The following is a 20,786-nucleotide window of genomic DNA, read 5'->3' on the forward strand; positions in this document are numbered from 1 at the left end:
TAAATCGCATCGCCACGCTCGCTTTCTTTATGCCGTTTTACACGTCGATGTGCATGTAGGTGCGGTCGTCCCAGTCGGTAGCCCAACCCAGCTCCGTAAACGCAAAGTCCAGTAGCCCGGCCGTAAAACCCCAGACCTTCAGTACGCCCACATCGAACACCGGCGAGGTGTACGCCCGGTTTGCTGGGTAAAAAACCCCACGGTTGGCAGGCGCCACCAGATCCGCGACGGACACTCTGTACACCCGCGTCGACTCCGCCGTATCAACCACTTTGACCGGCCCCGGCTCAGTCCACACACCCACCACAGGCGTGACGTTGTGCCGACTCACAGGCACCGCAATCGGGTCGATCTGCGTCAGCACATCCACCGACCCAGGTTCCACACCCACTTCTTCCTGCGCCTCCCGCAGAGCGGCAGCGACAGCTGAAACGTCCTCGGGATCCTTCCGTCCGCCGGGAAACGCCGGCTGTCCCGCGTGCTGACGCAAGGTCGCCGCGCGTTGCAAGATCAGCACGTCCACATCCCCCACGCCGAGGTCGTCCAACCTGGCGACCTCCCGCTTGCCTGCCAGCGTTCTGGGTTTCTGCCCGCGTGCGAACAGCATGAGGACCGCGGCGTCGCGCAACTCGGACCCGCCTCGGGCCAGGCGGGCGCCCAACCAGTGTGGTTCGGTAATGGTGGTGGGCAGCGCACTCAGCAGCGAACGCAAATGCGTGTCGTCAGTCAAGGTTCCACCCACCTTCGGGGTACTCCAGCCCGTAAGCAAACAGAGACGCGGCCGTCTGCTCGTCAAGCTCACCCTCACCGTAACTAGGGCACAGGCGGGCTATTGGGCACGCGCCACACGCGGGCCTGCGCGCGTGACAGATCCGACGCCCCATGAAGATCAGGCGATGCGACACCAAGGTGAGATCCCGCGGGTCGTAGAGGTCTTGCAGATCAACTTCGACTTTGAGCGGGTCGGTGTGTTTGGTGAAACCCATGCGCCGCGCCAAGCGACCCACGTGCGTGTCAACGGTGAGCCCCGGGGTGTCAAACGCGTTGCCCAACACCACATTCGCGGTCTTCACACCCACTCCGGGAAGCTTGACCAGCTCCTTTTGCGTGCGCGGCACCTCACCGTCATACACCTCCACCAGCTGAACGGCCAGCGCAATGATGTTGGCTGCTTTAGATCGGAAGAAGCCCGTGGGTCGGATGATCGCTTCAACGTCTTCGCGCGTGGCCACCGCAAGTTCGTGCGCACTGGGATAACGCGCAAACAGCGCAGGCGTCACCTGGTTGACGCGCACATCCGTTGTTTGCGCTGAAAGCACCGTGGCAATGAGAAGTTCAAACGGGTTTGTGAAGTCGAGTTCCGCCCGCGCATCCGGAAACACCTGTGCAAGAATCCTGTCGATCTTGCGCGCACGACGCACTTTCGCCAAACGAGTCTCCTGAGCGAACTGGCGTCGTTTTCGGGCAGGGATGACTGGCTTCATTCCTCCAGCTTATGCAATGCGCAGATCAAAGACATGAGACAGGTGCCCCAGCGCCACGCTTTAAACGCTTAAAAGATCGTTACACTTCGTCTGTTGAAGTGTGACAAGCGCCTCAAAACGGGTAGGTTTGTACCAAAGGCATTTTCCCATGGAGGTAGATAGTGGACATCGAAGTCGTCCGCAACGCGACCCTGTTCGCCGGACTAGATGAAGAATCGACCAGCGCCCTCATGAAGTTCATGAAACCGCGCAGTATTCGCCGTGGCACTCCCCTTTTCCACGAAGGTGACAGCGGAGACGAGCTCTACATCGTGTCCACTGGAAAACTCAAAGTAGGTCGCGAATCCTCTGACGGACGCGAAAACCTGCTGTCGGTTGTGGGCCCCGGCGAAATCATTGGTGAGCTCGCACTGTTCGATCCGGGCCCGCGTTCATCCACGGTGACCGCTGTTTCACAGTCGGAGGTTTTGAGCCTCAAGCACGAAGACCTGCTCCGCTGGCTTGAAGAACGCCCGCAGGCCGCTATGAACCTGCTGAAGGCGCTTGCACAGCGACTGCGTCGCACAAACGAAACTGTTGGCGACCTGGTGTTCTCCGACGTTCCTGGCCGCGTTGCTAAAGCCATCCTCGACATGAAGAACCGTTTTGGGAAGCCTGCCCCAGACGGCATTCTGGTGCCCCACGACCTCACCCAGGAAGAACTCGCTCAGCTTGTTGGCGCTTCACGTGAAACCGTGAACAAGGCACTCGCCGATTTCGCTGAACGTCGCTGGATTCGCCTTGAAGGCCGCTCGGTTGTCATCTTGGACCTAGAGCGACTGACACACCGCGCGCACTAAACCCGCGCACGCGCAAACACAGTGGAAGCGCGTCTGGCTTGTGTGCCAGGCGCGCTTCTCGTTATCTCACCCTCGCCTTACCTTCGGGTAACCACACTGTGGACACGAGTTCAGTATTGGTGGACCGCATACGTACCATGAATGCACTTAACGTCCACGTGAGGAGAGAAAGGCAATGGAGCCACATATCCGTGTGACAGCGAATAACCCGTCCCCTATGACGCTTGACGGCACAAACTCGTACATCGTGAAGTCAAGCGATCTGAGTACTGTCGCCTTGATTGACCCGGGCCCTGAGCTCGCGTCGCACAAGCAAGCTCTTGAAAACGCCGTCGATTGCGCCACGCTCACGGCTATCGTGCTCACACACCACCACGCAGACCACTCCGAGATGCTTGGCACCGCGCACGAATGGGCCCCCGGCGTACCTGTTTACGCGGTCGATGAGACCTTTGCACAAGGTGCACCAGCGCTAACGTCACTACAGCCAGAAGGACACGTGGTCGAATTCGGTTCGCACGCAAACGACTGCCTCACGCTCATCCCCACACCTGGGCACACGGCGGACTCCATCAGCGTGCTCCACGGGAACACCCTTTTTTCCGGCGACACGATCCTGGGAGAGGGAACCACCGTCATCATGTACCCGGAAGGTTCAGTGGGACAGTACCTGGACTCCATGCAGCGAATCTCTGATCTGGTCGATCACACCGTTGAGACCATCCAACCTGCTCACGGCCCCACCATCAAAGACCCCCGCGCAGTTGTTGACTACTACATTTCCCACCGCAAGGACCGCCTCAACCAAGTGAGCAAAGTGGTTGAGCAGGTGGGCCAGATCGAAACCGACTCGACCGGAGCAATCTCACAAGAGTACGCCGGCCGAATTGCCGACGTCGCCTACGCTGACGTCCCGCAGAAACTCCGCCCCGCCGTCTTGTCGTCGGTATCCGCACAGCTGGAATACTTACTAAACAGCTGACCCCGCTCACACTTCGCTGGAGGAACTCGACGGGCTGTCGACTTCCTCCAGGTCGGAAGTCAAGGATTGCGGGTCCTCGCCTTCTTCGTCGCCCGAGGTGTCAACCACCTCGGTCTGTCGCGTGCGTCCCCGTTCGGAAGGGTCAGCGCGCGGATCCAGGGATACCCACCAGGTGCCGTCTTTTTTAAACACCTCGGGAGTAATGGGCGTGACGTCGCGGATCTTACACATTGCAGCGGCCACACTTGGCACGCCTAACAGCGATTCGCAAATGAGGCGAACGGGTCCACTGATGGAGTCGCTGGAGTGGTCACCGCACATCGACAAGACTTCCGCTGGGCTCACCCAACCACCCCAGGCGCCTGTGACCGATTCAAAGTTCACGGTCTGGTCTGGTGGCATCACGGCTGTGAAATACACGGTGTCATAGCGCTTGAGCTGCCATTCGGTGTTGACCCAGCGTAACCACGGACGCAACATGTCGGGGCGGAACTCCAAATTGCGAGTTTCCAAAACATCCCCAAACGCCACCTTCTTCTGAAACAGTTTGGCACGCGCGTCACGCACGTAGGTCACGTCAGTTTCGGTTGCGATTGTTCCTTCAGCGGTCTGCGCAACGAGCACGCCGGTGAGCTCTAAAGCAACGCGGCCGGCGGCCACAAAGTACGCGAGTGAACGCGTGACATTGGTTTTCCGTAACATTCGCGCACACCGTTCAGGCGCCACTCCGGCCATAGGCAACCAGCGTGAATCCGACGGGCGCACCTGCCCGCTAGGGAAGTCCCACCGGTTGCGGTCGTCCTGCCCAGGTTCGTCAGCGTTGCGTGTCATGAACATCTGGACGCCGTGTTCCGAATCGCGAATCAGAACGATCGCTGAAGCGGGTAGCGGTTGAGGAGGTGTCAGCGCTCGCTCTCCACCTTCAAACATGTTCAGGATCTTTGTGAGCCCCTGGGATGCGGGGATCGTGTGCGAACGGTGTGGCAGTGGATGTCCTTACGTGTGACTTTACGTGTGTAACTCGGCGCGAATCCTAGATTCGGACTGTGACCTCAACTTCGACCGAGGTGCCAAGAGGTAGCGCTGACACCCCCACTGCCGAACGTGCGTGTTGGCCACGCTCGCCGAACACTTCGCCCAACAGTTCGGACGCTCCGTTGATGACACGTGGCTGCTGGTCGAATCCGGGGGCAGAGGCTACAAACCCCACAACCTTTACCACCTGCTTGACACGGTCCAAGTCGCCCACAACGGACTGGATCGCTGCAAGCGCGTTGATGGCGCACAGCTTCGCCGCGTCATAACCGGCCTCAACCGTAACTGAGTCCCCCAGTACACCGGGGTTGACCAGTTCACCGCCTACAAACGGCAACTGTCCCGAGGTGTACACGTGGTCGCCATCGACCAGGGCTGGAACATACGCACCAGCAGGTGCCGGAACCTCGGGCAGTTCAATGCCGAGTTCCGTAAGCTTCTCCGCGACTGTCACTGTTAGCCCTCCTGCTTAGGACGCTTGAAGTACGCGACCAGTCCCTGACCGTCGGGACCGGGTACAACCTGGACCAGTTCGTAACCATCTTCGCCCCACATGTCCAAGATCTGCTTGGTGTTGTGGATCAGAAGAGGAGCAGTTACGTATTCCCACTTTTGCATGTTGTCACCTTTCATCGCGCACCCTGCGGTGCGCTCAGTTTGCAGGGTTAAGCGGTCCTAGCCGCCGATGGTGTTGACGCCACCGCCACCACCATTGCCGCCGCCTCCGCCGTTATTGCTGGAGCCACCGCCGCCGTTGTTTCCGCCACCACCGTTCTTAGACGGTTTTTTCTTAGGCTTAGGGGCAGGGGCGTTGTTGCTACCTCCGCCGCCACCGCTGTTGCCGGAGCCGCCGCCACTGCCACCGCCGGAGCCCATCATGGAACCGGGTGCGCGGAAACCTTCATTACCCTTGGTGTGTTTGATGGCCTTGTTCATGTATGCCTGCCACGACGGACCAGAAATGGTTCCACCGTAAACGCGTCCGCGGACTTTACCCTTTGAGTTCTTACGCCAGTCGCGCACACCGTCTGGGTCACCTGTCCACACAGCGGTCGACAGGGTAGACGTGAAGCCCAGCAACCATGTGTGACCAACTTCGAAGTTCGTGGTACCGGTTTTGGCACCTGCGGGAGCGCCGATCCTCAAGCGTGAGGTCGTACCTCCGTTGAAGGTCTGCGACAACGCGTACGCCACTGCTTTAGCTACATCAGGCTCGACTGCCTCGTGGCAGTTGGGGTCTGGAGCCTTGACGTCTTTGCCTTCTGCGTCCTTAATGCTGTCGATTGGGGACGGCTTGCAGTACGTACCGCCTGAGGCAAACACCGCATATGCGGCAGCCATGTCGATTGGTGCCACCGGTGTGGTGCCCAGAATCGAAGAAGGCATGGTGGAGATGTAGAGGTTTCGTTCCTTCTTCCAGTTTTCTTGTGGCTCGTCCAGCGGTTCACCGTTTCCGTACTTGAGCCCCAATGCTTGTGCGGTCTTCATGATTCCGCACATGTTGAGCTGGTTACCCATAGCCGCGTATCCCGTGTTCACGGATTTCTTGGTGGCTTGGAGTGCAGTCATCGAACTGGATCCCCCACCGTCACCAGCGTTGTTGGGGTTCCATTTACCACCTGCAGCCGGGCAGCCGTCGTACTTCCACGAACCAGCAGAGTAGGTTCGTTTCGTCGCGTTCACCGTGGTGTTGAGTTTCTTGCCTTCACGTAGCCACTCAGTCAGCACAAAAGGCTTCCACGTCGAACCCACCTGGAACCCACTCGCACCGTTGTGCTTACGGTCCACGTTGTAGTTCAGCTGTGTGTCGACGTTCTTTTTACCTTCAGCCACGGAGTAGTTACGGTTCTGGGCCATCGCCAGGACCTTTCCGGTCCCGGGCTCAACCGTCACAATCGAGTGACCTGCGCCCGATGGGTCCCCCACTGGGATCCGTTTCTTCACGGTGCTATCTGCAGCCTTTTGCATATCCCGGTTGAGCGTCGTCTTGACCGTCAAACCACCTCGGGCAAGGACGTTGGCGCGCTCTTCTTTTGTCTTACCGAAAACCGGGTCATTTTCAATTACACGCTGCACGTAGTCACAGAAGTAGGCAGCGTCCTTAGCCGCGGCACAACCGTTAGGCGTGTTGTGGATTTTCAGTCCCAGTTCAGTTTTGACAGCTTTGTCGTATTCTTCCTGCGAGATGTAGTCGTACTTCAGCATCTGGCCCAGCACAATGTTCCTGCGTTGCAACGCACGGTCAGGGAAACGTTCTGGGTTGTATGCTGCCGGGTTCTTCACCACACCAGCCAGCAACGCCGACTGTTCAATGTTGAGGTCTTTAGCTTTAACGCCCCAGTAGTGGTGAGCGGCAGCTTCCACACCGTACACTCGCGGAGAACCCGAATAGTTGTTGATGTTCAAGTACCGGTTGAGGATTTCAATCTTGGGGTACTTCTTTTCAAGCGCGGTCGCCAACTTAATTTCGCGAAGCTTACGCGCATACCCCGCGGCACCGTCTGCTTCTGTTGCTGCTTCCACGCCCTCTGCGTCATCTTCCGAGTGAGCATTCTCTGACAGCACGTTCTTCACGTACTGCTGTGTCAGCGTGGAACCACCCTGCTTGGAGTTAGAAAACGTGTTGTGCACCAGCGCGCGGAAAATACCCTGAAGGTCCACGCCACCGTGCTCGAAGAAGCGTTCGTCTTCCACCGCAACTGTTGCGTCCTGCATGTGTTGCGAAATGTCGTCGATGTGGACTTCTTTACGGTTCTGCCAGTAGAAGCTCGCAATGAGTGAGCCGTCGGCAGCCAGCATCTTGGACTGTTCTGCCAGAGGACGTTCTTCCAGCTCTGCTGGGAGCGAGTTGAAGATATCGGCAGCGTTCTTAGCACCGACCGAGGCGACACCCACTGACGGGATCGCCAAACCGGCACCCACAATCCCAGCGATTGCACTGACTGCGATGAACTGCAGGAGCAGAGATAAGCGGTTGGGTTTTTTGTTGGACGCAGAAGACACCATGGCAACATTGTACCGATGGCCGCAAGCCACAGGTTCAGCAGAAACTGAGTATCCGCTCAGGATTCGCGGGTCACGAGCTTCACAAGTGTTACTTCGGGCGGGCAGGCGAATCTCACCGGCGCAAAAATTGAGAACCCCAGCCCTGCGCTGACGTGAACAGGTACACCTAATCGGGTGAACAGGCCGCGTGCTTCGTCCCGAGGTCGGTCACAGTTGGTGACGGGCGCCCCGTATCCGGGAATGCGGATCTGGCCGCCGTGGGTGTGGCCTGCGAACACAATGTGGGCTCCCGCGTCGATTAGGGCGTCGACCGAGGCGGAATAGGGTGAGTGGGTAACGCCCACGTTGAGATCGGCGCCGGGTTGGAAGCTGGGGTGTTGTGCGCTCAAGTGAGCATTGTTCATGTGCGCATCCCCCACGCCCGAGGCGCGAACTGTCAGACCGTTTGCCTCAACGGTTGCGTTGCGATTGTCCACAAAGTTCCAACCGCGCAACGTCAGTGCCCGGCGCAGGTCGTCAGCGGGCAGATCCGGTTCACTCTCTTTCACCTCACTGGGCCCCATGAGATACCTGGCCGGGTTCTTCACAGCTGGGCCGTGGAAGTCATTCGACCCAAAAACAAAGATCCCGGGAAACGCGGTGAGTGGATTCAGCGTATGAATAACGGTTTCGAGCGAGTTGAACCCAAAATTGTCGCCGGTGTTAATCACCAAATCTGGCTGGAGTTGTGCAAGCGAACGGACCCAGTTGATCTTGTGCTTTTGCCACGGCGCAACGTGCAGGTCACTAATATGCAAAACGCGTAGTGGCCTACTGCCGGGAGGCAGAACCGGGCACGTCTGGTGTCGCACAGTAAAAAGGTGCGGCTCAATACACGCGCCCCACACACCAGCTGCGACAGCACCCGTTACCCCCGCACCGGCAATCACGCGAAGAATCTTCTTTGTGTCCACCCTTTTACGCTACCGTGAAACACACGCTTCCACGACAAGCTCGGCGTGTTCTTACACGCGGTGTTCCACATCGAGCTCAGCCAACCGACGGTTGCGCTGACGGGCGTACCGCTTTTCGCGACTACGGCCAATGAGCCGGCACACCGCATAAATGAGGAAGCTGATGGTCGTGACAAACGGACTGATAGGCACCACAGGCGAGCCAAGAGCAATCAGCACACCGCCCACCGAGGACACCGTGGCAAAAACCACTGACAGAACCGGCACCAGGTACGGGTTCGCAGAAATCTGCGTGGCTGCCGCTGCCGGGGTGACCAACAGCGCCATCACCAGCAACACGCCCACAACCTGCACGCTCAACGCCACAGCCAAACCCAACACCAGCATGAAGGTGATCGTCAGAAAGCCGATCGGGACACCTCGGGCGCGGGCGACCTCGGCGTCAATCGAAGCGAAAGCCAACGGACGCCACATCACTGCCAAAGCAACAACCACAACAGCGGCACACACCATAAGAACTTTGAGCTGGCCAGGGTTGACCGCCACAATCTGACCGGTAAGCAAGCCGAACTTGTTAGCCGCCCGGCCCTCATACAGCGCCAAGAACAGGATCCCCAGGCCCAACCCAAACGGCATAAGAACACCAATGATCGAGTTCTTATCAGACGCGCGAACGCCTCCAGCCCCAATGAGAAACGCGGCGATCAGCGACCCAATAATGGACCCAAACACCACGTCGAAACCCACCAATAGCGCGAATGCTGCACCTGCGAAAGACAGTTCCGCAACACCGTGCACAGCAAACGGGATATCGCGGATGATGACGAAGTAGCCCACCAGGCCACCCACCATTCCCAGTACGGCCGAGGCCAGAATGGAGTTGCGCAGAAGAACCACGAGTTCGCCGTAGTCTTCGAACGTAAAAAGTTGAGTCAACTGTTCCACTACTGTTTGGCGCTTTCTGGTTCCGGGTGATGGTGCTGTTCATCGCCACCAACAACAACTAAACGTCCGCCTATTTTGAGCACTTCGACCTTGCTGTCGAACAAGTGCGAAAGGGCCTCAGAGTTCATCACTTCGCTAGGCGTACCCACTAAGAAGTGTCCGCCCACAATGTAGATGATGCGGTCTACGTAGGGAAGAATCGGGTTGATTTCGTGAGTGACAAACAGGATTGCGGTGTCATTTGCTTTGCGTTCTTTGTCCAGCAACGAGGCAACCAAATGCTGGTGTGGGATGTCCAAACTCAGAAGAGGTTCGTCGCACAGAAGCAAGCGCGGACTGCTGGCCAACGCGTGCGCCAAACGCAGGCGCTGCATCTCGCCACCGGAAAGGGTGCCTACCGGTGCGTCTGCGTAGTCCCCAGCTCCCACAAGGTCAAGCAGGTGATCGATACGTTTCTTAAACTTCGACGACGGCAGGCGTAGCCCCCAGCGGTGCCCGTCTACCCCCAGGGCCACGATGTCGCGGGCGCGCAACGGTGTAGCCGGGTCAACGGATCGTTGTTGAGGCACATAGCCAATGTCTGGGTCGCCTTTGCGCACGCCGTGGTCGCCCACACGGATCGAGCCACCAGACAGTTTGTACTGTCCGAGTAGCACTTTGAGCAGGGAGGTTTTGCCACTGCCGTTTGGCCCTAGAACGGCGATGAACTCCCCCGGCTCTACTTCGAGGTTGAGGTCATGCCACAGGACGCGCTCGCCAAATTTGAGGAGCCCGTCGCGAATCTCTAAGACAGAGTTTCGCGACGGACTTTCATGCTTATTTGAGGGCACTGTTTACTTCATCGACGTAGCCAGAAATCCAGTCGACATAGTTGGAATCTTTGGGCATGGTTTCTGCCATGTCCACGACAGGAATGCCGGCGTCGTCCGCTGCCTTCTTCAGAGATTCGGCCTGTTCGTTCGTTGCCTGCGTGTTGTAGCCAAGGATGGCAACTTCTTTGTTCTTCAGCTGGTCTTGAGCTTTTTTGAACACCAGGGGAGGCGCGTCGTTACCTTCTTCAATCGCCGACAAGAACTCTGGCGGGGTCACTGGTTCGAGCCCCATGTCTTCAAACAGCCACAGTGGGACTGGCTCAGTTGCGGCCGCCTTTTTGCCTTTGTTCTGTGACTGCGCGTCAGTGATTTTCTTGTTCAGCTCTTCAAGCTTGCCACGCAAGTCGTCAGCGTTCTTTGTGAACTCGTCTTTGTGCTCAGGCGACTTCTCGCTCATGGTTTCGGCGACTTCGTCAACCAGTTTGATCATGGTAGGCACGGAGTACCACACGTGCTCGTTAAACGCACCGTGGTCGTGGCCTTCGTGGCTTTCCTCGCCATGCTCGTGGTCGTGACCTTCGTGGCCCTCTTCGCCATGGTCGTGACCTTCGTGGCCTTCTTCGCCATGCTCATGGTCATGACCTTCGTGGCCATCTTCGCCATGCTCATGGTCGTGGCCCTCGTGACCTTCTTCACCGTGATCGTGGTCGTGACCTTCGTGGCCCTCTTCGCCATGCTCGTGACCGTGGTCGTGAGGCTCGTTGCCCAGTCCTTCCGAACCAGGGAGGCCGGAGATCGAAACCGCGTCAACCACCTCGGGCTTGGAGTCAGAAGCCTCCAACAGCGTGGTCATGAAAGCGTCGTAGCCGCCACCGTTTTGCACAACCACATCTGCCTTGGACAGTTTCAGCTGGTCTTGTGAGGTCGCCTCATAGGAGTGAGGGTCCTTCGACGGGTCGTCAATAATCGGCGTGACATCTACAGCGTCACCGCCAACCGTCTGAGCAATGTCAGCATAGACGTTGGTCGATGTCACCACATTGAGCTTGTCTCCACCGGAATCACCAGACTGAGATCCACACGCGGACAAAACGAGGGCACCAGCTGCACAAACGGCAACAGAAGCCATGCGAAGCGACTTCATAGAAGACCTTTCTAGCTAAACGAAACAACCAGAAAGTATCTGCGCACCGCAATTATTGACAAATAGTTATATAAGCATTTCTCTATGCGTGGGACTCTATTTGCGCTGGTCAAGCAGAGCCGCAATCTGCACAGTGTTCAAGGCAGCACCCTTGCGCAGATTGTCGTTCGACACGAACAACACCAAGCCTCGGTTCCCTGGAACTGACTGGTCTCGCCTGATTCGGCCCACCAAGCTTGTGTTACCACCGGCGGCCTTGAGCGGCGTAGGCACGTCTTCCAGTTCCACGCCTGGGGCCTGGGCCAAAATCTGGGTCGCCTCATCAGGTGTAATGTCGCGGTCAAATTCCGCGTTGATGGACAGCGAGTGACCGGTAACAACCGGAACGCGCACGCACGTACCTGACACCAACAGTTCAGGAATGCTCAGAATCTTGCGGGATTCGTTACGCAGTTTCTTCTCTTCAACAGTTTCGCCTTCACCGTCGTCCACCATGTCACCAGCGAGCGCAAGAACGTTAAACGCGATGGGTTCGGTGTACACAGTTGCTTTCGAGCCGGCTGCCTTACCGTCCAGAGCTAAACCACGTGCGTTGGGAACGGCGGCCTCGGCTTCACTCACTAGGCCGTCCACACCAGCAACTCCCGAACCCGATACCGCCTGGTACGTGCTGATGATCAGACGGGACAAACCAGCCGCATCGTGCAGGGGTTTGAGTACGGGCATAGCCGCCATGGTGGTGCAGTTTGGGTTGGCCACGATCCCCTTAGGGATACGGTCCAGTGCGTCTGGGTTCACTTCCGAAACCACCAGGGGCACATCGTCGTCAGACCGCCATGCGGACGAATTGTCGACAACCGTGACCCCAGCTTCTGCAAAGCGAGGTGCGTGAGCTTTAGAAGTCGCGCCCCCGGCTGAGAACAGAGCTACGTCCAAACCTGACGGATCAGCAGTCGCAGTGTCTTCAACGACGATCGAGCGACCGTTGAATTCCAGCTCGCTGCCAGCTGAACGTGCAGATGCGAAGAATCGGATGTCGTCAATGTCGAATCCGGGGTCGTTGGCCAAGAGTTCGCGCATGACGCGCCCTACCTGACCGGTTGCGCCGACTACACCAACTTTGAGGCTCATCGTCCGGTACCTCCGTAAACAATCGCTTCGTTTGAGTCACTGTCCAGGCCATATGCCGTGTGCGCGGCCTTGACTGCTGCATCCAGCAGATCTGCCCGGGTGACAACACTGATCCGAATTTCTGATGTGGAAATCATGTCGATGTTGATGTGAGCTTCCGACAGTGCATTAAAGAGCGTGGCAGTGACTCCCGGGTGGGAACGCATTCCTGCTCCAACCACTGACAGCTTTCCGATCTGGTCGTCATAGCGCAGGTGATCAAATCCGATGCTTTCTTGCACATCGTTGAGTACTCGTGTGGCAGTCGCACCGTCAGTCATAGGCAGGGTGAAGGAAATGTCCGTGCGGCCTGGGTCGCGTGTGGAAATGTTCTGCACGATCATGTCGATGTTGATTTCGTTTTCCGCGATGACTCGGAAAATTTCTGCCGCCTTGCCCGGGATATCGGGAACGCCCACCACGGTGAGTTTCGCTTCTTGTCGGTCGTGGGCAACACCGGAGATTACAGCCTGTTCCATGCTTGTTTCCTCTTCTTCAGGAGCGAATGTAGGGGGAATGGGCGAGTCACTGACCCAGGTTCCGCGGTTGTGGCTAAAGGATGAACGCACGTGCAGTGGCACATCGTATTGGCGAGCGTATTCGACGGCTCGCAGGTGCAAGATTTTCGCACCCGAAGCTGCCATTTCGAGCATTTCTTCGTAGCTCAAGTGGTTGATGCGGCGGGCAGTTGGCACGATCCGCGGGTCGGCGGTGAACACTCCGTCGACGTCGGTGTAGATTTCGCACACATCCGCGTCGAGCGATGCGGCGAGCGCAACAGCGGTCGTGTCCGAACCACCTCGGCCCAGGGTGGTGATGTTTTTGGTGGCGTGCGAGACCCCTTGGAACCCGGCAACGATTGCGATGTTGCCGTTTTCAAGTGCTTCTTTGACGCGCTTGGGGGTGACGTTGACGATGCGGGCGCGGCCAAAGGATTCGTCCGTGATCATTCCGGCTTGGGACCCGGTGAAGGACTGCGCTTCGAATCCCAGGTTGGCGATCGCCATTGCGAGAACGGCCATGGAGATGCGTTCACCCGCGGTGAGCAGCATGTCGAGTTCGCGAGCCGGTGGCAGCGGGGAGATCTGGTTGGCTAAGTCAATGAGGTCGTCGGTGAAATCGCCCATGGCTGATACGACTACGACAACGTCGTGACCAGCTTTGCGGTATTCGACGATCCTGCGAGCTACTCGCTTGACTGATTCGGCGTCGGCAACTGATGATCCACCGAATTTCTGAACAACTAAGCTCACACTTGTTCTTTCTGTGTAATAGGACGACGCTTGCGCAATGGCTCCATTGTAGAGGAACGCGTGCGTGCCGGATGTGTTCGTGTCACACGTGAGACATGTGACGTTGCCCGAGGTGGCAACCCCAGTTATTCGCTTGTGTGTACTTGCGTACGTCCTTGGAAGGCGCGGCCCAGGGTCACTTCGTCGGCGTATTCGAGATCGCCGCCTACGGGGAGGCCGCTGGCCAGTTTGGAGACGTTGACACCTACGGTGGAGAGCAGGCGGATCACATATGTTGCGGTCGCTTCGCCTTCGAGGTTGGGGTCGGTTGCGATCACGCACTCTTTGACGTCTCCGGTTTGGAGCCGGGTGAGTAGCTGTTTAATGCGGAGTTGGTCGGGGCCAATTCCCGCCATGGGGTCGATGGCCCCACCGAGCACGTGGTACAGCCCGCGGTATTCGCGGGTACGTTCAATTGCGACGACGTCTTTCGCTTCTTCTACCACGCAGATCACGCTCTGGTCGCGGCGCGTGTCTTGGCAGATTGCGCATTTTTCGCCTTCGGCTACGTTTCCGCAGATTTCACAGAAGTTGACGCGTCGTTTGACTTCAGTGAGTGCGCTGGCCAGTTTTTCGACCTGCTGAGCGGGTGATTGCAGGATGTGGAAGGCCAGCCGTTGCGCGGATTTTGGTCCGATTCCTGGTAGTTTTCCCAGTTCGTCGACGAGGTCGGCGAGGGCACCGTCGTAGATGGCACTCATTCGTCAACTTCCTCCAAGATCTCGCCACCGATAATTCTTAAGAACACGGGTGCCCCGATGTCACGGCTTTCTGTGATTTCTGGGTCGCTTTCGGTGTCGTAGTCGTCGTAGTTGCTGACGTCAGGGCCGTCAGCGTTGGGTTGTTCAGCTCCCTGCGAACCAGTGGTCGCTGTGTCCTCGGATTCTGCGCTGTCTGGTTGCCCGGCAGCTGGCTCCGCGTCCGAGGTGGTCGCCGGGTTCGGGGTAGTACGTGCACCACGTGCGCGCAGTTCTGCCCACGGTTCGTCACCGGGTTCCTGCTTGGGGGCGCTTTGGGGTGGGGTTGCGGGTTCGTCGTATCCCAAGTTGGGGTCGGCGTAGGCCCCGAGGACGTCGCCAAAGTCTTCGGGTTCTTCTACTGGAGGTGGGACCACGACCTGTGGAACTTCGACGGCTCCTTGCCCCGCCGAGGTGTCTGGCTCGTTATACCCGCTGTACGACGCCGGTTCTTCAGGTTCATGTTGAGTTTCTGTGGCGTCAGGGTGTTCATGGCCTGTTCCACCGGTATGGTCCTCCTCCTGTGAGTCGGAGGATTCTCGGTTGCGGTTAGCGGGAGTGTCTGCGTCCAAGTTCCAGTACTTTTCGCGGTCCACGGGCGCTTGGTCAACGGCCCGAGGTCCCACGACCGCATCGACTTCTTCTTGAGTTGGACGTTGCCGTCCCTGGTGCGGTGCCCCTTGCGGTGCGGACTCGTTCTGGCGCGGCGCGGGTTCAGACTGTTGGGCGGGTTCAGCCTGGTGCGAACGTACATCGGTGTCGACTCCTACATCGCCGATCACCACATTGGCCCGGATTCCCAACACCTCATTGATCGCTTGCGCGAGTTTCTCGCTGTTTCCAGGCCGGTCAAAGCTCGCCACGGACCACTGGTTGTTGAATCCCAGCACGAGCGCACCGTCGCGGAACGCCTGCGGAACCGCATTCCCAGAAAGGATCGCGCGCACCAACCGGCTCTTTCCGGTGAGCGCATCGAGGATGTTTGGCCAGCTCCTACGGATCGCATCGATTTCGTTGTTGCCAGCATTTGCCTGTGGTTCCGGCTGACGCTGCGGCTCAGGTTGCCGTTGCTGTACTTCTGGCTGACGCTGCACCGGGGGTTCTTCCCGCCGAGGCGGTTCAGGCTGACGCTGAGGCTCAGGTTGCCGTTGCTGCACTTCCGGCTGGCGCTGTGGCTCCCGGTCGCGTTGCACGTGCGAATCAGGCTGCGGTTGCGCTTCCGGCTGACGCTGAGGTTCAGCCGGTTGATCGGCTGTTGCGAGTTCTTCAGCAGCGAACGCGAAATCTGCGATCGAATCGAGATCAGGTTGCGGCTTTTGCACACTCCCCTGAGGCTGAGCGTCTCCCCGCTGGACCGGCGACTGGGCATCAGGCTGAACTGCATTCGACTGTGCGTCTTCCTGCCCTCCTGACTGGGGAACCGTCGGCGACGAGGCAGCAGCAGGAGTCTGCACCGCCTCGGGCGCCTGCCCAACCTCTGACCCTGGAACCTCCGCGGGCACATTGCTGGCACGCCCGGTAGGCGACATTCCCACCCTGCGTTCTAAACGCTCAACGCGAGACACAACGGCCCGCCTGGACGATTCCACCGACGGCAGCAGAACCCGTGCACACATGAGTTCGAGCTGCAGGCGCGGGGACGTTGCACCGGACATTTCGCTCAAACCTTCGTTGAGCATGTCCGCAGCACGTGAAAGCTCGGCCGCCCCGTACTGTTGTGACTGGGTGATGAGCCGTTCAAGAAGATCGTCAGGAGCTTCTGGCAAAAACGCGCGCGCTTGGTTGGGGGCCGTGCCCACCACAATGAGATCCCGGAACCGTTCGAGCAGGTCTTCAACAAAACGACGAGGGTCCTGACCCGACTCGATCACCCGGTCAACAACCCGGAACACGGCGGCCCCGTCGCCTGCGCTGAACGCGTCAACGATGTCGCCTAGCAGTGAGTCCGGCGTGTACCCCAGCAACGCAACAGCCGTTGTGTAGTCAAGACCGTCAGGTCCCGCACCGGCCATGAGCTGATCCAGAACAGAAAGGGTGTCACGGACCGATCCCCCACCTGCCCGTACAACTAACGGCAGAACACCTTTACCTATCGCAACGTTTTCGCGCTGGCACAGTTCAGTCAAATACGCCGTGAGGATGTCTGGTGGCACTAACCGGAACGGGTAGTGGTGGGTGCGCGAACGGATGGTCCCAATGACCTTTTCCGGTTCAGTGGTCGCAAAGACAAACTTCACGTGCGGAGGCGGTTCCTCCACCAGTTTCAGAAGCGCGTTGAACCCCTGCGGCGTGACCATGTGAGCTTCGTCCAAAATGAAAACTTTGAACCTGTCACGCGCCGGCGCATACACCGCACGTTCACGCAGATCACGCGCGTCGTCAACACCGTTGTGACTAGCAGCGTCAATCTCTACAACATCCAGAGATCCCGGCCCTCCCGTGGCCAAGTCACGGCACGAAGCGCACTGCCCGCACGGCGTGGAAGTGGGGCCCTGTTCGCAGTTAAGACATCGAGCGAGGATTCTGGCCGAGGTGGTTTTTCCGCAACCGCGCGGACCGGAAAAGAGGTACGCGTGGTTAACCTTCCCATTGTCGAGGGCAGCTTTCAGCGGACCAGTGACATGGTCTTGGCCGATAACGTCAGCGAACGTATCGGGCCGGTAGCGGCGGTAAAGAGCGGTAGACACATGTACTACCCTAATGCCACCCACTGACACAGTGGAGTTCACGACCCCTCGCACTGCGCAAAAAGTGGGAGCGTATGATGTCCATCAGCGAAACACCTCGGGCATCTATCCCCGAAGAACCCCAAATAAGGAGAGACTGTGGACGAGCCTCACATGCTTGCAATCATCATTGTGGCGGCCTGCTTCATTACGGCCTTTTTTGGTGGCTGGTACCTCATTCACCGCACCATGAACCGGCCAGACGCTTATATTGGGGCAAAAATGGTCAAGCGTGAAGAAGAGATGCGTAGGCAACAAGAAGGTTCCGAACATCTTCTACCTAACGACCCGCGCGCAGACCTCCCACCCGACACACGTGGAACCGACGGGAATTCACACTAGCCTGACACCTCGGGCTAAAACCCGCCCACAGACCGGCGGCGAAAGCCCTACGAACGCAACGAGACCTGCGCGTGGTCCCTGCGCCCAAACAAAAACAAAACAAGTTCAGACGGCTTACCTTCCAGCACCGCAGCACCTTCGTCAGTATTGCCCACGTGAAGTTCACCGTGCCCGGGAGCTCGCACAATGAGCGGGCCATCCTTACGAACACTGGGTGAGTGCGCCAGTGGCTTGCACACGTTCCACAGCTGGGCTTCAAGTTCGGGAAGAATGTTGCGTGGCTCCCAGCCCTTGCGTGCTCGACGAATATCCTCGTGGTGCACATAGAACTCGCCGGTGTTCGTCAACACATCCACCGGAGTCCACCCCATAGGAGAAAGAACCCCTGGCCCGGCAGCAACCATGCCCACCAGTTTGTCCCACGGAAGATCCTTCAGTTCTGCTTCGCGTGCAGCAGTGCGTTTCGCAAAAAATTCCACCTTGCCCGCTTTGCCACTGGCATTGGCCGGCAAAGCTGCGGGATAACGGTCGCGGATCACCAAGTGAACCGCAAGATTCAGGGTGGTCCACCCTTCACACAGAGTGGGGGCATCGGGGCCAACTTCACGTAGAAGAGCGGCGACTGACAAGCGTTCTGCGCGAGCAAAGTTCGTCATGTTTCAAGCCTAGAGGTTTACCACAGCGGGAGGAAGTCTTTTACCCGGGAAACTGACCGATACGTCACCAATTCATCCCCACGTGTAGGCCCATCGGTGACAACCACAATGGGTTTGCCTTCTTTAAACGCGTTCTTCACGAACCTCAACCCAGAAAGCACGGCGAGCGAACTGCCCAAAACCACCAAGCCACGACCTCGGGCGGCTAGCGCGTGCGCTTCCCGATTTCGTTGCGCAGGAACGGACTCCCCAAAGAACACAACATCGGGTTTGAGATCGCCCCCGCACACGGGGCACGGCAAAACCGTGAAATCTTGTGTGTCGTCAACGGCCACGTCACCGTCGGGGGCGGTTTCGAGCATCTCGGCTGGTACCCCCAACTGATCCGCAAAGTCCGGGTTGAGGGCCTGAAGTTCGTCTTGCACCCACTGACGATCAAATAGGTTTTCGCACTGCAAACAGATCACGCGGTCCAAACGCCCATGCAGGTCAATCACGCCGTCACTACCGGCAGCCTGGTGCAAGCCATCCACGTTCTGCGTGATGATCCCACCCGGGGCTATGCGCGCAAGTTCGCGGTGCGCGGGTCCGGGGCGCGCGGTCAGGATTGTCTCCCAGCCCAAAAACGACCTGGCCCAGTAGTGCCTGCGGTTGCTGGCCGAGGCGCGAAAATCTTGGATTGTCATGGGGGTTCGTTTGGGAGAGTTGGGGCCACGGTAGTCAGGCAAGCCCGAATCCGTGGACACCCCTGCCCCGGTGAGCACCACCCAGTCGCTGGCCGGCATCGAGTGCAAAACGGTAGCGATCTGCTCATCGGTGTGGCTGGGGTCTGGCCTGGTGAGCCCCGCCAGCGGGTCCTTGATTCGGGCCATGTGTTCTCCTGTCGCATGCGCACAACACGCGCGTCCGTTGTACCGTGGCTCTATGTCTACACCAACAGTGTTGTTCGTCCACCATTCGCCAAGTCCGCGCGTGGAGCAGCTCGCTCAAGCGGTGCGCGATGTTTTCACGCTACCTGAACTCGACGGCGTCACGCTCGTTGAAAAACCCGCCCTCGAGGCCACCGTGCAGGATGTCCTGTCCGCCGACGCCTACATTCTGGGCACCACCGCGAACTTCGGTTATATTTCCGGGGCACTCAAGCACTTCTTCGACACGACGTACAACGATGTCCGGGAGCCCACCTCGGGACGCCCTTTCAGCTACTTCATTCACGGTGGCTTTGACACGACCGGCGCCGAACGCGCCATGGAAGCGATCACCACCGGTTTGGGGTGGAAGTTGGTTGCGCAACCGGTTGCGTTTACTGGCGAAGTTGAGGAGTCCCACACGGACGCCATCGCCGAGGCGGCCGGCACCGTAGCGGCCACCGTCATGTAAACGTTGGCGGTGAGTTGGCAAGCGACCGGGCGGAGATCAGTTGGCCGGAGCGTTAGGGCCGGGAGCCCCATACGGGTCTTGAGCAAACGACATGATCAGGATTCCGACGACCACGGCCGTGACCACTACGTTCACGATGAGGAAAATGATTCCCCAGGTCACGCCCCAGCGACCGAACTCATTGTCGGACAGGCCGTCTTCGCGTGAACGTTTGCGCGCCATACCGCCCATGATGATTCCCGCGATAGGGCCAATGAACGCGAACCCAAGTAACGAGGACATCGACGCGATAAACGCTGCGATACCCAGCGCATTGTGAGGGTTTGTTTCAGCCTCGTGGGGCTTTTCGCTTGAGTCGTCTGCCGTGGTCATTCGGCGCCTAAGTCCATGGGGTGAGGACCGATCCGGTTGTCTGCGTTGAGCGCGCTGATCGCGGCCATGTCGACATCGGAAAGCGCGAAGTCGAATACCTGGAAGTTTTCCTTGATCCGCTTTTCGTTCACGGACTTAGGGAACACGATCCGGCCAGCTTGTAGGTGCCAGCGCAACACCACTTGAGCTGGTGTGCGTCCGGTGCGTTCAGCGATCTGAACAACAGTTGGGTTCTCTAAATCGTGGGCCCTGCCCAAAGGTGACCACGCTTGGGTCACCACACCGTATGTGGCGTTATACGCGCTCAGTTCCTTCTGCGTGAACGTGGGGTGGAGCTCAATTTGGTTGACCACAGGGCGAACCGAACCGTGTTTTGCCAGTTCATAGAGGTCGCTTTCGCGGAAGTTAGAAACACCAAGTGATTTCACCAACCCGTCGGCCTGCGCCTGTTCAAGGGCAGCCCACGCTTCCAGACGCTTGTTCTGTTCTGGAACTGGCCAGTGGATGAGGTACAGGTCCACGTAGTCCAGACCAAGCTTGGTCAGGCTTTCTTCGAGAGCAGCGCGCGCATCAGTGTGGCGGTTGTTCCACAGCTTCGTGGTGACAAAGAGGTCGTCGCGGTTTAATCCGCTCTGGGCAATCGCCTGTCCTACGCCTTCTTCGTTTTTGTAAATTGCGGCGGTATCGATGTGCCTGTACCCAGTCTCCAACGCCGTGGTGACCGCTGGAACGATGTCGTCAGTGGATATTTGCCACACACCAAATCCCAGCTGTGGGATGGTATTGCCGTCGCTCAGCGTCAGCTGTGGGACTGTCATGATCGTTCCTTTCGTACAGTGATCCTTGGATCTTCTGTTTTATCACTCACCGGCACTGGTTTCATGCCCTCGTGTCACAGTGAGCTGTGTTTC

General features: G+C 58.4%; 22 protein-coding genes. 4 read left to right on the forward strand and 18 right to left on the reverse strand.

Annotation, left to right across the window (positions count from 1 at the left end; genetic code table 11):
* Nucleotides 1-37: 37 nt before the first annotated feature.
* Together QP868_RS06795 and nth are read right to left on the reverse strand one after the other, a co-directional pair.
* Nucleotides 38-730 carry an NUDIX hydrolase gene (locus QP868_RS06795; RefSeq protein WP_284925841.1) on the reverse strand — a complete coding sequence of 231 codons (693 nt, stop codon included), beginning with the start codon at nucleotides 728-730 and terminating at the stop codon, nucleotides 38-40.
* Nucleotides 723-1,484: an endonuclease III gene (nth, locus tag QP868_RS06800; RefSeq protein WP_284925842.1), complete on the reverse strand. Its 762-nt coding sequence runs from the start codon at nucleotides 1,482-1,484 to the stop codon at nucleotides 723-725. Before nth ends, QP868_RS06795 begins: the two co-directional genes overlap by 8 nt.
* Before the next feature lie 161 nt (nucleotides 1,485-1,645).
* Here nth and QP868_RS06805 point away from each other — a divergent pair, with 161 nt between their 5' ends.
* Complete coding sequence (locus QP868_RS06805) at nucleotides 1,646-2,323, forward strand: Crp/Fnr family transcriptional regulator (protein WP_284925843.1); 678 nt, start codon at nucleotides 1,646-1,648, stop codon at nucleotides 2,321-2,323.
* Between the two features lie 175 nt (nucleotides 2,324-2,498).
* Nucleotides 2,499-3,305 carry an MBL fold metallo-hydrolase gene (locus QP868_RS06810; protein ID WP_284925844.1) on the forward strand — a complete coding sequence of 269 codons (807 nt, stop codon included), beginning with the start codon at nucleotides 2,499-2,501 and terminating at the stop codon, nucleotides 3,303-3,305.
* Nucleotides 3,306-3,311: 6 nt separating this feature from the next.
* On the opposite strand, the gene QP868_RS06815 is transcribed toward QP868_RS06810, so the two are convergent.
* The 12 genes from QP868_RS06815 to QP868_RS06870 form a co-directional block, all read right to left on the reverse strand.
* Nucleotides 3,312-4,235, reverse strand: coding sequence for an NUDIX hydrolase (locus QP868_RS06815; RefSeq protein WP_284925845.1), 924 nt, complete (start codon nucleotides 4,233-4,235; stop codon nucleotides 3,312-3,314).
* 103 nt (nucleotides 4,236-4,338) lie between these two features.
* Nucleotides 4,339-4,794, reverse strand: coding sequence for a RidA family protein (locus tag QP868_RS06820; protein ID WP_284925846.1), 456 nt, complete (start codon nucleotides 4,792-4,794; stop codon nucleotides 4,339-4,341).
* Between the two features lie 2 nt (nucleotides 4,795-4,796).
* On the reverse strand, nucleotides 4,797-4,958 hold the full coding sequence (locus QP868_RS06825; protein ID WP_284925847.1) for a Sp36 family protein: 162 nt from the start codon (nucleotides 4,956-4,958) through the stop codon (nucleotides 4,797-4,799).
* Nucleotides 4,959-5,015: 57 nt separating this feature from the next.
* Complete coding sequence (locus QP868_RS06830) at nucleotides 5,016-7,346, reverse strand: transglycosylase domain-containing protein (RefSeq protein ID WP_284925848.1); 2,331 nt, start codon at nucleotides 7,344-7,346, stop codon at nucleotides 5,016-5,018.
* A gap of 56 nt (nucleotides 7,347-7,402) precedes the next feature.
* Nucleotides 7,403-8,299, reverse strand: a complete 897-nt coding sequence (locus tag QP868_RS06835; RefSeq protein ID WP_284925849.1) for a metallophosphoesterase — start codon at nucleotides 8,297-8,299, stop codon at nucleotides 7,403-7,405.
* 51 nt (nucleotides 8,300-8,350) lie between these two features.
* Nucleotides 8,351-9,244, reverse strand: a complete 894-nt coding sequence (locus QP868_RS06840) for a metal ABC transporter permease (RefSeq protein ID WP_284925850.1) — start codon at nucleotides 9,242-9,244, stop codon at nucleotides 8,351-8,353.
* On the reverse strand, nucleotides 9,244-10,074 hold the full coding sequence (locus QP868_RS06845) for a metal ABC transporter ATP-binding protein (RefSeq protein WP_284925851.1): 831 nt from the start codon (nucleotides 10,072-10,074) through the stop codon (nucleotides 9,244-9,246). Before QP868_RS06845 ends, QP868_RS06840 begins: the two co-directional genes overlap by 1 nt.
* Nucleotides 10,061-11,200, reverse strand: coding sequence for a metal ABC transporter solute-binding protein, Zn/Mn family (locus tag QP868_RS06850; RefSeq protein WP_284925852.1), 1,140 nt, complete (start codon nucleotides 11,198-11,200; stop codon nucleotides 10,061-10,063). The genes QP868_RS06845 and QP868_RS06850 overlap by 14 nt, the downstream gene beginning before the upstream one ends.
* A 96-nt stretch (nucleotides 11,201-11,296) precedes the next feature.
* On the reverse strand, nucleotides 11,297-12,331 hold the full coding sequence (locus tag QP868_RS06855; protein ID WP_284925853.1) for an aspartate-semialdehyde dehydrogenase: 1,035 nt from the start codon (nucleotides 12,329-12,331) through the stop codon (nucleotides 11,297-11,299).
* Nucleotides 12,328-13,623 (reverse strand): aspartate kinase, encoded by a 1,296-nt coding sequence (locus tag QP868_RS06860; RefSeq protein ID WP_284925854.1) that lies wholly within the window; start codon nucleotides 13,621-13,623, stop codon nucleotides 12,328-12,330. The genes QP868_RS06855 and QP868_RS06860 overlap by 4 nt, the downstream gene beginning before the upstream one ends.
* A 125-nt stretch (nucleotides 13,624-13,748) precedes the next feature.
* On the reverse strand, nucleotides 13,749-14,363 hold the full coding sequence (recR, locus tag QP868_RS06865; protein ID WP_284925855.1) for a recombination mediator RecR: 615 nt from the start codon (nucleotides 14,361-14,363) through the stop codon (nucleotides 13,749-13,751).
* Entirely contained in the window at nucleotides 14,360-17,086 is a 2,727-nt protein-coding gene (locus QP868_RS06870) for a DNA polymerase III subunit gamma and tau (RefSeq protein WP_284925856.1), read from the reverse strand. The genes recR and QP868_RS06870 overlap by 4 nt, the downstream gene beginning before the upstream one ends.
* 138 nt (nucleotides 17,087-17,224) lie before the next feature.
* Here QP868_RS06870 and QP868_RS06875 point away from each other — a divergent pair, with 138 nt between their 5' ends.
* Nucleotides 17,225-17,467: a hypothetical protein gene (locus QP868_RS06875; protein ID WP_284925857.1), complete on the forward strand. Its 243-nt coding sequence runs from the start codon at nucleotides 17,225-17,227 to the stop codon at nucleotides 17,465-17,467.
* Between the two features lie 47 nt (nucleotides 17,468-17,514).
* Here the strand turns inward: QP868_RS06875 and QP868_RS06880 are convergent, their stop codons facing one another.
* Both QP868_RS06880 and QP868_RS06885 read right to left on the reverse strand, forming a co-directional pair.
* A complete protein-coding gene (locus tag QP868_RS06880; RefSeq protein WP_284925858.1) occupies nucleotides 17,515-18,123 on the reverse strand; it encodes a TIGR03085 family metal-binding protein in 609 nt (202 codons plus the stop codon).
* A gap of 17 nt (nucleotides 18,124-18,140) precedes the next feature.
* Nucleotides 18,141-18,995 carry a Sir2 family NAD-dependent protein deacetylase gene (locus tag QP868_RS06885; RefSeq protein ID WP_284925859.1) on the reverse strand — a complete coding sequence of 285 codons (855 nt, stop codon included), beginning with the start codon at nucleotides 18,993-18,995 and terminating at the stop codon, nucleotides 18,141-18,143.
* A gap of 52 nt (nucleotides 18,996-19,047) precedes the next feature.
* On the opposite strand from QP868_RS06885, the gene QP868_RS06890 reads away from it, so the two are divergent.
* Entirely contained in the window at nucleotides 19,048-19,503 is a 456-nt protein-coding gene (locus tag QP868_RS06890) for a flavodoxin family protein (RefSeq protein WP_284925860.1), read from the forward strand.
* 36 nt (nucleotides 19,504-19,539) lie between these two features.
* On the opposite strand, the gene QP868_RS06895 is transcribed toward QP868_RS06890, so the two are convergent.
* The gene (locus tag QP868_RS06895) at nucleotides 19,540-19,875 is read right to left on the reverse strand and encodes a hypothetical protein (protein WP_284925861.1); all 336 of its coding nucleotides are present in this window, start codon (nucleotides 19,873-19,875) and stop codon (nucleotides 19,540-19,542) included.
* Nucleotides 19,872-20,693 (reverse strand): aldo/keto reductase, encoded by an 822-nt coding sequence (locus QP868_RS06900; protein ID WP_284925862.1) that lies wholly within the window; start codon nucleotides 20,691-20,693, stop codon nucleotides 19,872-19,874. The genes QP868_RS06895 and QP868_RS06900 overlap by 4 nt, the downstream gene beginning before the upstream one ends.
* Between the last annotated feature and the right edge of the window lie 93 nt (nucleotides 20,694-20,786).

This window comes from Brevibacterium sp. UMB1308A (assembly GCF_030230605.1).
In the GTDB taxonomy this organism is placed as follows: domain Bacteria; phylum Actinomycetota; class Actinomycetes; order Actinomycetales; family Brevibacteriaceae; genus Brevibacterium.

Coding starts and splice junctions, on each gene's coding strand:
- nth (WP_284925842.1), bottom strand. CDS start 1,484: ATGAAGCCAGTCATCCCTGCCCGAAAACGACGCCAGTTCGCTCAGGAG.
- QP868_RS06810 (WP_284925844.1), top strand. CDS start 2,499: ATGGAGCCACATATCCGTGTGACAGCGAATAACCCGTCCCCTATGACG.
- QP868_RS06815 (WP_284925845.1), bottom strand. CDS start 4,235: ATGTTTGAAGGTGGAGAGCGAGCGCTGACACCTCCTCAACCGCTACCC.
- QP868_RS06825 (WP_284925847.1), bottom strand. CDS start 4,958: ATGCAAAAGTGGGAATACGTAACTGCTCCTCTTCTGATCCACAACACC.
- QP868_RS06830 (WP_284925848.1), bottom strand. CDS start 7,346: ATGGTGTCTTCTGCGTCCAACAAAAAACCCAACCGCTTATCTCTGCTC.
- QP868_RS06850 (WP_284925852.1), bottom strand. CDS start 11,200: ATGAAGTCGCTTCGCATGGCTTCTGTTGCCGTTTGTGCAGCTGGTGCC.
- QP868_RS06855 (WP_284925853.1), bottom strand. CDS start 12,331: ATGAGCCTCAAAGTTGGTGTAGTCGGCGCAACCGGTCAGGTAGGGCGC.
- recR (WP_284925855.1), bottom strand. CDS start 14,363: ATGAGTGCCATCTACGACGGTGCCCTCGCCGACCTCGTCGACGAACTG.
- QP868_RS06880 (WP_284925858.1), bottom strand. CDS start 18,123: ATGACGAACTTTGCTCGCGCAGAACGCTTGTCAGTCGCCGCTCTTCTA.
- QP868_RS06885 (WP_284925859.1), bottom strand. CDS start 18,995: ATGGCCCGAATCAAGGACCCGCTGGCGGGGCTCACCAGGCCAGACCCC.
- QP868_RS06890 (WP_284925860.1), top strand. CDS start 19,048: ATGTCTACACCAACAGTGTTGTTCGTCCACCATTCGCCAAGTCCGCGC.
- QP868_RS06895 (WP_284925861.1), bottom strand. CDS start 19,875: ATGACCACGGCAGACGACTCAAGCGAAAAGCCCCACGAGGCTGAAACA.
- QP868_RS06900 (WP_284925862.1), bottom strand. CDS start 20,693: ATGACAGTCCCACAGCTGACGCTGAGCGACGGCAATACCATCCCACAG.